The sequence below is a fragment of the Mycolicibacterium arcueilense genome (genome assembly GCF_058536225.1).
The window spans coordinates 38325-50214 of sequence record NZ_JBZTYL010000020.1 but is presented as its reverse complement, the minus strand read 5'-3'; the positions used below and the strand labels follow the sequence as shown (position 1 = coordinate 50214).

13 protein-coding genes are annotated in these 11890 nt (G+C 62.5%); 9 read left to right on the top strand and 4 right to left on the bottom strand.

Going from position 1 to position 11890, the window contains the following annotated elements; genetic code table 11:
* Positions 1 to 132: 132 nt before the first annotated feature.
* The 7 genes from eccD to AC4LGL_RS21030 all read left to right on the top strand — a co-directional run bounded on the left by eccD (position 133) and on the right by AC4LGL_RS21030 (position 5949).
* A complete protein-coding gene (gene eccD, locus AC4LGL_RS21060; RefSeq protein WP_491840476.1) occupies positions 133 to 1665 on the top strand; it encodes a type VII secretion integral membrane protein EccD in 1533 nt (510 codons plus the stop codon).
* Positions 1666 to 1746: 81 nt separating this feature from the next.
* Positions 1747 to 2529 carry a hypothetical protein gene (locus AC4LGL_RS21055; protein WP_491840475.1) on the top strand — a complete coding sequence of 261 codons (783 nt, stop codon included), beginning with the start codon at positions 1747 to 1749 and terminating at the stop codon, positions 2527 to 2529.
* A 201-nt stretch (positions 2530 to 2730) separates the two neighbouring features.
* A complete protein-coding gene (locus AC4LGL_RS21050) occupies positions 2731 to 3051 on the top strand; it encodes a WXG100 family type VII secretion target (protein ID WP_491840474.1) in 321 nt (106 codons plus the stop codon).
* Positions 3052 to 3054: 3 nt separating this feature from the next.
* Positions 3055 to 4314, top strand: a complete 1260-nt coding sequence (locus AC4LGL_RS21045; RefSeq protein ID WP_491840473.1) for an Rv0964c family protein — start codon at positions 3055 to 3057, stop codon at positions 4312 to 4314.
* 9 nt (positions 4315 to 4323) lie between these two features.
* Entirely contained in the window at positions 4324 to 5085 is a 762-nt protein-coding gene (locus AC4LGL_RS21040; RefSeq protein ID WP_491840472.1) for a DUF4333 domain-containing protein, read from the top strand.
* Between the two features lie 30 nt (positions 5086 to 5115).
* The gene (locus AC4LGL_RS21035; RefSeq protein WP_491840471.1) at positions 5116 to 5454 is read left to right on the top strand and encodes a DUF4333 domain-containing protein; all 339 of its coding nucleotides are present in this window, start codon (positions 5116 to 5118) and stop codon (positions 5452 to 5454) included.
* Between the two features lie 9 nt (positions 5455 to 5463).
* Positions 5464 to 5949, top strand: coding sequence for a hypothetical protein (locus AC4LGL_RS21030; RefSeq protein WP_491840470.1), 486 nt, complete (start codon positions 5464 to 5466; stop codon positions 5947 to 5949).
* A gap of 72 nt (positions 5950 to 6021) precedes the next feature.
* Here the strand turns inward: AC4LGL_RS21030 and AC4LGL_RS21025 are convergent, their stop codons facing one another.
* Positions 6022 to 6522, bottom strand: coding sequence for a hypothetical protein (locus tag AC4LGL_RS21025; protein WP_491840469.1), 501 nt, complete (start codon positions 6520 to 6522; stop codon positions 6022 to 6024).
* Between the two features lie 248 nt (positions 6523 to 6770).
* Complete coding sequence (locus tag AC4LGL_RS21020) at positions 6771 to 7217, bottom strand: DUF4333 domain-containing protein (RefSeq protein ID WP_491840468.1); 447 nt, start codon at positions 7215 to 7217, stop codon at positions 6771 to 6773.
* Positions 7218 to 8253: 1036 nt separating this feature from the next.
* Between AC4LGL_RS21020 and AC4LGL_RS21015 the strand changes: the two genes are divergently transcribed.
* A complete protein-coding gene (locus AC4LGL_RS21015; RefSeq protein WP_491840467.1) occupies positions 8254 to 9054 on the top strand; it encodes a hypothetical protein in 801 nt (266 codons plus the stop codon).
* Between the two features lie 301 nt (positions 9055 to 9355).
* Complete coding sequence (locus tag AC4LGL_RS21010) at positions 9356 to 10309, top strand: ESX-1 system-associated protein (RefSeq protein WP_491840466.1); 954 nt, start codon at positions 9356 to 9358, stop codon at positions 10307 to 10309.
* Positions 10310 to 10618: 309 nt separating this feature from the next.
* Here the strand turns inward: AC4LGL_RS21010 and AC4LGL_RS21005 are convergent, their stop codons facing one another.
* Together AC4LGL_RS21005 and AC4LGL_RS21000 are read right to left on the bottom strand one after the other, a co-directional pair.
* Positions 10619 to 10876 carry a hypothetical protein gene (locus AC4LGL_RS21005; protein WP_491840465.1) on the bottom strand — a complete coding sequence of 86 codons (258 nt, stop codon included), beginning with the start codon at positions 10874 to 10876 and terminating at the stop codon, positions 10619 to 10621.
* A gap of 530 nt (positions 10877 to 11406) precedes the next feature.
* The gene (locus tag AC4LGL_RS21000; protein ID WP_491840464.1) at positions 11407 to 11889 is read right to left on the bottom strand and encodes a hypothetical protein; all 483 of its coding nucleotides are present in this window, start codon (positions 11887 to 11889) and stop codon (positions 11407 to 11409) included.
* Position 11890 lies beyond the last annotated feature (1 nt).

Sequence of the window (11890 nt, the reverse complement as noted above, 5' to 3'; positions counted from 1 at the left end):
ACGGTCGCAAACACCATCCCGATCACCGTCAGCGACAGTCGAGGACACCCGCAACCGACCTACAGATAACCAGCGGCGCATCACCGAGCTGGCCGCTGCCCTGTCCGACGATTTCGACAGGCTTGAACGGCGTTGACCGCGACCGCAGCTGCTGCTGACACATCGAGCTCGACGCCCGGCCGGCCGTCCACCACCCGCGTCACCATCCTCACTGGTAAGCGGATGACGGATCTGGTGTTGCCGGCCACGGCGGCGATCGAGACCTACATCGACGAAACCGTGAGTGTTCTGGGCGAATTGCTCGAGGACACCCCCAAAGACACCCTCGCCGGTTTCGATTTCTCCGAGCAGGGCATGTGGGCATTCGCCCGCCCGGGTGCCCCGCCACTGAAGGCCGACGAATCCCTGGATGATGCCGGGGTGGTCGACGGCTCGTTGCTGACCTTGGTTTCGGTCAGCCGCACCGAACGGTACCGCCCGCTCGTCGAGGACGTGATCGATGCGATCGCGGTGCTCGATGAATCACCGGTCTTCGACCGCACGGCACTGAATCGCTTTGTCGGCATTGCCATTCCGGTGGTCGCCACGGTCATCACCGTCATGTCGTTGGTGTCCTGGGACGGGGCCGGCCAGGGCTGGTGGTGGGCGTTGGCGCTGGGGCTGTTCGGTCTGGGTCTGCTCGGCGGAAGCTTCGCCGCGCAGAGCCGCTACCAGAACCTGGATTTGGCCGAGAGCCTGCTGCTCGCAGCGACGATCGTGCTGGGCGGTGCCGCGGCGCTGGCCGTGCCGTTGCCCTACGACGCCGATTCGCTCGGCGCGCCGCAGCTGGCCGGAGCGGGTGCGGTGGTGCTGTTGTTGACTTTGGCGACCCGTGGCGGGCCACGCGGTCGGGCTGACGTGGCCTCATTCGCGGCGGTGATGGCGATCGCCATCACCGGTGCGGCGATCGCCGTCGGTTACGACGGCGGCACTTGGGTACCGGCCGGAGCCATCGCGTTCGGGTTGATCGTGGTGACCAACGCCGCCAAACTCACTGTCGCCGTGGCCCGTATCGCCCTGCCGCCCATCCCGGCGCCCGGTGAGTCGGTGTCCAACGACGAGCTGCTCGACCCGGTCATCACTCCCGACGAGGTCGACGAGGCCTCGCCCACCTGGAAGGCGATCATCGCCTCGGTGCCGGAATCGGCGGCACGGCTGCAGGAGCGCAGCCTCCTTACCCGCCAGCTCTTGATCGGGTTCCTTTCGGCCGGTGCTCTGGTGCTGTCGGTCGGCGCGATTGCCGTTGTGGTGCAAGGACACTTCTTCGTACACAGCATGATCGTGGCCGCCCTGGTGGCTGTGATCTGTGGCTTCCGGTCGCGGCTCTATGCCGAGCGGTGGTGCTCCTGGGCGCTGCTCGCGGCAGCGGTCGCTGTGCCCACTGGTGTGATGGTTCGGTTGTGCCTGTGGAATCCCGGCAGCGCGTGGCTGGTGCTGGCGATCTACACGGCACTCGGGTTGGTCGCGGTGATCACGATCGGTGCCACCGACGGTGTGCGCCGCGTGTCACCGGTGACCAAGCGGATCCTGGAACTGGGTGACGGCCTGGCCATTGCCGCGGTGATTCCGTTGCTGCTGTGGATCGCCGGAGTCTACGACCTGCTGCGAAACCTGCGGTTGCACTGAGGTTACGGATGTGACGGCCGGATCTCGGTGCTACACCGGCGAAGCTCCTGGCTGTTGAAGCCCCGTCATTAGTAAGGACCTGTGACGAAACCGAATATCGGCAGATTTGCCGTGGTGCTTGCGCTTCTGCTGAGTGTCGGGTGCGCGCCAGACAGGTCGGCGCCAGCGCCAGCAGGCTGGCCGCCGGGCTACGAGAACTTCACGATTGTGTGGAGCGGCACGAAAGATGTCGATCTCGTTACTGACCCGGCGGTCGCTGTCCGGGCTTACATCGAGTCGTTTCTGCTCGTCGAGTTGACCGGCGACGAGAAATACTTATACCCGGGTTTCGGCAAGGCAGTTGCGGATGAGTGGTGGCCCGGCACCGGAGTTCCCACCCCGAAAGGGCCATGGATCGGTACGGCCACGAATCACCTACTGTCGCTGTCGCGGAACGAGCTGGGCGCCTCGGCGATCGGTTGTATGTACACCTATGGCTCGGCCTCACAGGCTGACAACGGAGAGTACTCAGCGCATGGTGCCCCTGTGGGTACGCCCGAGGCCGGGATCAGTGCATTCAAGGTGACTCTGGCCGAGAACACGCGGTCGGAGGAGTCACTGCCACCTCAGTTCGGCTCCGCGCGTACACCTTTCAACGATGTATTCGAGGGTTACCGAGTCACCGGCTATTGGGGCGGCTACTACTCAGCGGACAACATGTACAACTGGAACTGGCCTGAGCGACGACAGGCAACCGACGAGTGCATCGCTAAGGCGTCGGTTCCGTTGGAGCGGCGGGACTATGTGTTTGCGAATTACCTGCCGGCAAGCGATTTTCCGACGCTCGCTGCGAAGCCGGGTTGGCCTAGTCCGTCGCACAGCTAAGAGTGAAGAACATCGCACCTTGACCAGAATGCTGAGGGGGCGGTGTGGGCGATGCTGTTTGATAGCTGAGTACTCACCGATGCGAGTCGCGGTTCGTAGGTCCGAAACTTCTGCACCTGAGGCCTGTGACCGCGGGTTAGGCTAGCTACTCGTGAGAGGCCGCGCATGGCGGACTGTTTGAGCATTGGTAGAGGGGGGCCGATGAGCCAACTACGTGTGGATGCGGCGGCTGTGCACGAATCGGGCAAGCAGGTAGGCGAGCTTGCTGCAACGTTGCGGGGTGAACTTGCCTCCTCGAGCCAGCAGCTCGCGGCAGCGCAGTCCGGGTGGATCGGTAAGTCGGCTGCAGCCTTGGCGGCAAAGTTGGCCGAATGGGACGAGGAGGCCGAGATTCATCACCACAATATTTCTGGGCACGGGGAGCGTTTCGTTGCCGCTGCGGCGATGTACGGCCACACCGATGAATCCGAGGCGGAGTCGGTGAAATCAGCCGGCGACGCATTCGATTCCGGCGCGGTTTAATCCGTGGGCCTCAACGTAGCCGATATCGATCGGTGGGATTCTGCTGCAATCAATGCGGTCAGCCAGTCAAGTGCGGTCCGAGCTGAAGCTGCCTCTCGGGTCAGTGGCTCGCTCGGGAGTCTGACTGCGTTCCAAAGCTGGTCGGGCCAGGGGTCCGCGGCGGCGCTGCAACAGACACAGGCTCGCGCAAGCGATCTGCTCACCCATGTCCAGGATTCCACGGGCGTCTCCACCGCCGCGCGGACCGCGGCGAACGAGGTAAGTCAGGTCAAATCCCAACTGGCGGCGCTTCGTTCAACGGCGGGGGCTTACGGGATCGTGATCGACGCGGCGACTAGCAAGGTGATAGCGCCTTCGGTCGAATCGCTTCAGGCGGCGAGCAAAAAGCTCGTAGAGACGATGGTGAAGAACACCCAGTCGGCCGTCGACAAGCTGCTGCAGGCGGCGGATAAGGCGGATGACCTGCTGGCGAAGGCCTTCGAGCCGGGTGAGAAGAAAAAGATCCTGGAGAAGTCGAAGGAATTCGATCCGAAGAATAAGAAAGAGCGTGACTTCGGGTCCCGAAAAGACGAGAAAAAAGATGGCAAAGACAAAGACGGCAAGGATAAAGACGGTAAAGACGGCAAGAACGGCGACGATAAGTCCAAAAAAGGCCCCGGCGTAAAGCTCTACGAGAAAGAAGTCACCAGCGGAAAGGCTTCGGTCTATTCGAAGGAGACTCCCGAGGGCAAGCACACGTTTGACAACGGCGTTGAGGTCAAGGGCACTGCGGGTGTCGATGTCCTCAGTGCTGAGGCGAAGGCCAATGTAGAGGTCACCTCAGACGGTATCTCGGCAGGTGCCAACGCCAATGCGACCTTGGTTGGTGCTGAGGCGAAGGGTTCGGCAACCTACGGCATCGCCGAGGCCGAGGGCGAGGTACGCGCCGCCGTTGAAGCCGACGCCACCGCCAATGCGTCCATCGGCGCTGATGGTGTGAATTTGGAGGCCGAAGCGTTTGCCGGCGCACGTCTGACCGGGGACGCCAGCGTCGATGTGGGCGGCGTGGGTGTCGGGGCCCATGGAGAGTTGCAGGCTGGGATCGGAATCTCGGGCGATCTGGATGCCGGCTTCCACGATGGCAAGCTCAAGATTGGCGGATCGTTCGGTGCTGCACTAGGAATCGGCGGCAAGGTGGGCTTCGACGTCGAGATTGACCCCGGTAAGGTCACCGACACCATCAAGGACGGGGCCAAGAAGGTCGGCAAGTGGTTCGGATTCTAAGGGGGACATGTGGCTACTCAGGGTATTGAGCTGACAGGCGACGTACCCGATGGCTGGGTGTCTGTCGAACCCCAGGTTGTGAACGAGGACGCCGCATCAATCGTCTTACTGCGCAGAGCTGATCTTGATGCGCCATTCACGACGAACATCACGGTCACCGAACAACTCATGGGGCCCACTGGCGACCTCGCTGAGCGCGCTGCTGCGTACCGCCAGAGACTGGCGGGCCGGACCACGGACCTGACATTGGTGCGGGAGGGGATGATGTCGGAATCCCCACCCGACCAGTACGCCCAGGAACTTCAATTCACCGTCAATCTCGACGGCCGAGCCATAGATATCAAGCAGTCCCAGTTTCTTTTCGAAATACCGACTGAAGAACCGTCCAAATTGGTTCTGCTGCAGCTGCTGTACAGCGCGCCGGCAGAGGCCTATGAGTCCGGTCAATCCGCGGTTGTGCAGTTCATGGAATCCATCCAAGCGCGACGTGAGCCCAGTGAAACCGGTGATGCACCTCCCGGTCCTGCGGGGCGTCCTGGATTGGGTAAAGCGCATCTGGAATCGCGGGTTAAGGAACTTCTGGAGCGCTCGGCCGGGAAGAAGGCTGACGCCGTTATCTGTAACGGTGACCTTCCGGCAGAGATTGGCGCTGTCCAGCGATGTGCGTTAGTAGTTGGTGAAACCAAACTGGGCGTCACAGTTACTGTGACCGGCGTCGAAAATGCCGATGTCAAGTTCGATATACAGGTTGATCGTAATCCAATGGTGTAGTTGAGAAGCATTTCAGAAGGGGAATTGACAATGCTAAATACGAAGCTTGATACGCGCCGAATGCTGGCAGCTTCAATGCTCGTGGTGGCTGGACTCCTTGGCGCCTGTTCGGCCAACGTACATGTCGGCAGCACCGGAACGCCGAAAGACCAGTTGGCCAAAACGGTCAAGGAGAAGTTGGAAGCCCAGGCGGGTAAGAAGGCGGATTCGGTGACCTGCGACGGTGACCTTGAAGCCAAGGTGGGGGCGACGCAGCGATGTGTGTTGACCGTCAAGGGCACGAAATTGGGTGTGACTGTCACCGCGACATCGGTGAGTGACGAAAACATCAAGTTCGATGCCAAGGTCGACGACAAGCCGATGTCCTGAGCGGCAATCGTGGGTTTCTCTGATTTCTTCGGCAGCGGGAGCCGCAAGCCGGAGCCAGATGTCATTGCGGTGTCCCCTCAAGAGCTGTGGCAGCGGTTGATGCGGTTGAACAATGCTGCAGCGCCGTGGCGAGTGCGACAAGGCACACCCGAAGAAGGGGTTGACCTTGTTGCGGAGTGGAGGACGGGCGATCCGCGGTGGCAGCCGATCTTCGACGAGATCAACATCAACGAGAGCTTCATGATCCACATGCGGTTGGATCCGGAGAAGTCTGAATTGCGAGCCAAAGACCAGATGTGGGAGTGGCGCCGCGACGACAACGATCGGTTCCGCCAGATCCGGGTCGATTCCAGCGGCAATCTGCAGGTGACGGCGTCCGGCACCGTCAATGGTTACGACTACCGATTCGACACGAACGATATGAAGAATCCGTTGCGAGATACCGTGAGTGCTTCGGGGTGGGCGTACAAAGGACTGCTGTACAGGAGCGTGTGAGACTCGAGTCGGCCGCAGGCCCCTGAAGCTCATCCCAGCGCGGGCAAGGCCTGCATAGGTCGGAACGCAGGTCTACTGGCCGAGGTGTCGTGTTATGAGCGCGCGTTCGGCGTCGTCGGACTGCTCCGGAGTTGCGTACGGCATGTTCGTCTCGACGAAGTAGCGAGCTTCGCGGACGTCCATTCCATGCTCTACAAGCATGTTCACGGCGTCGCTGTGAAGCACGGCGGTCGCGCGTTTAGCGGCCACTCCGGCCACGAAACAGATTTCATCCGCTAGTTGGGCTTCGGTGAGTCTGACGACCTTCGGATCCAGGTCGACCTTGGCGATCGAGCCGTTGAGGTAGGCGCTGACGGCAACGGTGCCAGGCGGATTGATGGCCTGTACCACCGGGATCTGTTCTGTCTCTTCGGGCTCAGCTTCGTCGTTGATGGCACCGAAGCCGTCGACCTCGGTCTCCTCGGGCGCCTGGTAGAGATAGTCGCTTGCCGCGTCGAAGCCCTCGCCGTGGTCAAATTCCTGACCGCTGTGGTGGTCTGGCAAGGCGTCGAGGCCGGAATCGTCATCGAACACCGGGGCTCCGAATTCGAGCGCGTCGAGGACATTGTCGTCGTTGTCATCCCAGTCGTTCGAACCGTAAGGTGCCATGTGCCTGTCATCCCCCTTGGCGGCCGGCTGCTCGGCTGCCAGTTACGTTCACGGCGAATCTCCCGCCCCGAGGTCTGCTCCGCCTGACTATTCATCTGGTCGCCCCACGATGCAAGCGAAGTTCGGATGATCCCCGGTTATTTCTGCTGTTCGGCGCGCTGATTGACGGTGTGTCAGTTCACAGGACTCGGTGACGAGTCGTCAGAGCCCGATGAGTCGCCCGACTTGCCCTGGCCGGGCGGAATCGAAATGTGGAAGTCGACGTTCGTGCCGTTGACCTCCGTGGCCGTCACGGTTGCCTGATAGGTGTCTTCACCGACGGTCACGGTGCACGTCTGGGTCGCATTCACCTTTGCGGGCAGACCACCGTCGCAGTCAACGGAGTCGATTGGGACGTCGATTTTCGGTTGAAGTTGCTTCATTGCGGCGGACTCCAACGCCTTCTTGCTCACCTCGGGCACCGCGGGTGCGCTTGAAGTGGGAGACGACGAAGACGCGGGCGACGAGGATGGAGACGACGACATCGTGCCGACCTCGAAGCTGCCGGAGCATCCGGCCAAAGCTCCGATCACCGGGAATGCCCCAACGGCCATCCAACGCGTCATCGATTGCAAAGCCACATCTGCCCCCTGAATCCACTCCGCCCGCGGCGATCTCCGCAAGCGTTCCGACAGAGTATGGCAGGCTGCCGACTCAGGTCGGATGAATGCCCGCCCTTGCCTGGCGCAAATCACGGTAGCCGGAGCGCTCGAAGAAGAACGACGCTGAAGGCAGTGGTGGACTTGACGTACGTCGTGCCACTGGACGCCCACGTGCGTTTCGCACGCGATGGCCAATGCGGCGACACCTTCGATCACGCCTAGGACCGGTCCGACCGCGGTGACATCACGGCCGAGTTGGAATGGCGATAGCGTGCGCCGGATCGGGGCCGGCCAGATGCCAGGACGCAGCGGGTTGTCGGGGCCTTTTTGATTAGCGTGGTGATTGGGTTGCGGCGCAGGGCGAATCCGGTCATGGCACCGCGGCGACGGGTAGTGCGGGCAGCCAGTCGGGTTCAGACGCCGACCACAGCAACGCACCATATCCCGGCCGGTGCATCCCATTCCGCCAGGCCGGCGCCGCCGGAGCCCAGCTCCTCGGCGGAACACTCGATCTTCGAACAGTCCCCGCGAAGGCAGAGTCTCGCATCGCGGGGAACATCGGTAAACCATCTTGGGAAGGTCTCGTCGGACGCATGAGGTCCTGAGTCATCGTCGGGAATTCCGCACAACCGTCGACGGCCGAGCGGCAGCAAACTGCGCCTCGAAACGTTAGGTCGGACTATCCCGGTGAGATCGGGGCAACGAGTTGGGATTTGGTCACTACCGAACTGGGGCGCGGCCGGTGCGGACCGAGTGGGCGAAGAAGTTGTTCGGCTCCGGTGGAGTTGTCCGGAAGACGTGGCCTCAAGCAGACGGGTTCGCTGCTTCTAGCCCTGGTTGCAAAGCGCGGGCTCGCACCCCGACAGACTTGCCCTGGGTACGGGCTTTGCTTGAAGCTCGGACCGGTGTAGCCGCTGGAGATTGGCGCATACGACGGGAACGAACGGCCGTTAAGCTGGCAGGTGCTATGCCTGCGTTGGTGGGTCTGCCGTGGGTCGTACGAGGGGAATTGCGGATGGGGTATCCCGGTATTCGGGTTGATGAGACGAAGCTTGCCTGGGATCCGGCTGAGGTAACGGTACCGGCAGCCCCTCCGGTTACAGCTGGCAATGACCCGCTCAGCGTTCTGGTGGCAGCAGTGGTTCCGGACTATGAAGCCGACGTGAAACAGCAGGTCGCCGCTACTCGTGCGCGTGAGGAGCGTTTCGCCGCGAATTTGCAGGCTGCCCGAGGTTCGTATCACGCTACCGATGGGGCGGGAGGGGATCAGATCAGCTCTGCAGGGAGCAAGCTGTCGGATCCCGCGGATGCGTTCGGTGCCGGTTCTCCGGGGAGCGCCCCGGCCGCCGCTTCATCGGCTGGTGATGGCGGCGGGAGTCTGTTGAGCCAGTTGATGGGTGTGGCAATGCAGGTCGGGCAGCAGGCGGTGCAGGTACCCATGCAAGCGGCGGGGGCGGCTGGGCAGATGGTGCAGCCGGTAATGCAGGGAGTTCAGGGGATCGTGCAGCAGGCGTCGCAAGGTTCGGAGAAGCCGGGTGAGGGCGCCAAGGGCGATGCTGCTGCCAACGGTGCCCAAGGTACCGCGGCTGGGCAGCCGGGATCTGCGGGCGACAAGCCCGAGGACAAAGACAAGAACGACGAAGTCAAGTCCTCCGACGACAGGTCACCAGAGGACAAGAACAAGGACGCGGCCGCAGCGGATGCCGGCCGCGGTCCGCAGGCACCGGTCGGTGCCCCGCAGACAGAGTCGTCGATTCCTGGTGAAGCACCACGGCATCGGCGAATGACAGAGACGTCACCGGAGGTTGCACTGTGAAGCACGGCAGGGTTATTGAGATGAATGACGTGAATGCTCGTGTGGGGGTGGATCGGTGACTCTGCCGCCTCCTCCTGGTTCGGTGCCTCCCGCAGGGGGTTCTCAGCCGCCGCATGGCGGTTCCCAACCACCACAGCATGGCGGCCAGCCACCGTTTGGCGGGCCGGGTGGGTATCCGGGGGCGAATCCGAACCAGCCGCCGGCGTGGCAGCAGGCGCCTCTGCAACCGGTGCAGGCCCGGAAGCGGGGCAACGGTTTGAAATGGGCGTTGGGCGGCGTGGCGTTGGTGGCGGTGGTCGGTGTGACCGCAGCGGTCACGTTGTCGGTGGCGAACAAGGGCGACGAGGGTGGACCATCGTCGCTCACTGCGTCCCCGCCCAGCGCCTCGGCTAGCAATACGGCGAGCCCCGATATCGCCAGCGCTAATGACACCGGTCCGGTTGCGGTGATTACCGAGGACCCTTCGTGTGCAACTCAGTCTCCGGTGTTGATTGCTCACGCCAATCGAACCAAGAATGGCTGGGAGAAACGAGACCCGGCGGTCCCGGCGACGGAGTGGACCCCAGAGATTCGTGCCCAGCATGACGCCGTTGGGCAGGCGTTCCGAGATACCGCTGATCAACTTATTCCCTCGGCAAAGTTGACTCCGCATCGGGTCATGCGGGAACTGTACGAGCAGTTCATCGCCTACGCACGTGCCTACGCCGACAGTATTCCGAACTATTCTCCAATTGATAATGAATTGGCTCAAGTCGCGATCCGCGCCGCTGATGCAATCGATAGAATATGCGCCGCGGTCGGGTACGGTTCGGCGGCTGCGCGGGGGCCGTTAGTTCCGGCGCTACCGGCGCCATCAAACGTTGCGCCGGTGCGCGATCCCGCCGATGCACAAAAGTTTCTTTCCGAGCCGAATCCAGTTTGCCAAGAATGGATATCGGCGATGGAAGACTTCGGAACCAATAGTGACGCCTGGGCGAAGACAAGTCCGGATACGCCTGGCACCGAATGGTCACCAGAGCAACGAAGGGCCACCGACGAAGTCATTCCAGTCATGAATTTGTTAAATACCCAACTGTCTGCGTTGGGCCGCAGGAGCGAGAATCCGACTGTGCGTGACTTCGCTGACTTATCGGTCCAATACCGGAAGGCCTATCTGGAGGCACTTCCTACTTATACGCCAGCCGACAAGTATCTCGCGTCTGCCTCGATACGGACTGCGGGTCTCGTTGCCTCCGCGTGCCGGTCACTGGGATAACGACGTGGAGACAGGGAGACGCGTCGGGAACTCGAGCGGGGGCTAGCCACGGTGGGGACGAAACAACCCGATACCAGTACATACGGTGGCCAGACAGTGACTGGTGCCGCTTGGCCAATGGCTGATGAAGAGGCTATCGGCGCTGCGGCAGATGCCTTTGGGAGGTTAGCCACAAATTTGCGAGATCAGGTGGTTCCTGAGGCGGGTCGGCAGAGAATGAAGCTGTCCGATCATTGGGAAGGCACCGGAGCCCAAGCGGCCTACGATGAGGCTTCCGGGATCATCACCGATCATGAACACAGTCAGGCGTCAGCCGAGCGCGTCAAAGGCAAACTGAAACTCATCGAGAAAACGATTGCCGACACAAAAGACCTCGTGAATTCTACCGCGCAGCGGGTCCAGAAGGCGTGCGAAGATATTCACAATGAGGGCTTCCCCCAGATTCCCTTCAAAGACACTCGGTCGGATCGAATCGAGGACGAGATACTTAAGGGCTACGACGAAAACGTCGCGCATGTCTCCGATGCGGCCAAGTCTTTGGCCCACCATTTGCATGTGCCAGCTCATACGCCGGGTGCGGACGGTAAAGTGCCAGGACCGGCACAGAAGACGCCGCCAGACGCCCCGGGTGGTCAGGATGTTGAGCAGCCAGCTATTCCTACATCTGCCCCAACGGTGCCAGCTGGGTCGCCTGGGTCAGGCCCTCCAGTTTCGCCGGGTGGACAGGATGTTGAGCAGCCAGCTATTCCTACATCTGCCCCAACGGTGCCAGCTGGGTCGCCTGGGTCAGGCCCTCCAGTTTCGCCGGGTGGACAGGATGTTGAGCAGCCAGCTATTCCTACATCTGCCCCAACGGCGCCAGCTGGATCAGGCAATCCCGATCCCAAACCGAAAACGCCCGGTCCGGTTGCGCCGCCTCCCCCGACAGCGGTACCCGGCACGTCCACGCCACCGTCGACCGGTGGCGGTTCACAGGGACCAAGCGTGTCCCCGATGTCGGCAGGTGGGCCGAATTCGGACGCTGCGTCCGCAGCGGGGGCGACTGGCGCTTCGACCAGTGCCGCTGGCACGGGTGCTCAGCCGACGAATCCGCTGGATCAGTTCCAGAAGGGTATGGCAGACGCTGCCAAGGCCAGTGGGGCCCCGCAGCAGATGTCGTCGGCACCGTCCCAGCCACTTGGCGGACAGCCCACCACGCAGCCACTCAACACCCCATCGGCCGGGACGGGAGCCCCGCCGGCACCAGGAACCATGGCGCAGTCAGCAGGTGGGGCCACTGGCGCTGGTTCTGCTCCGGTGAGTGCTGCTCCGGCCACAGGTGCCGCACCGAGCAGTCCGATGCCGTTGGGCCCACCGCCGGCGGCGCCGCCGGCGGCGCCCGCACCGCCCGGCCCGGGCGCGCTTGGTCCGGCGGTGAACCCGGCACCTACTGCTACCGCCAGTGGCGGTGCACAGGTCGCGCCAATTCCGGTGTCGGCGGCACGTGCCGAGCGCGATGCGGCTGCGAAAGCGTCGCGGCGGTCCAGTTCTGATCCGTTGGAGCTCGCTCGGCGGATCGCGGCGGCGCTGAACGTAGGCACG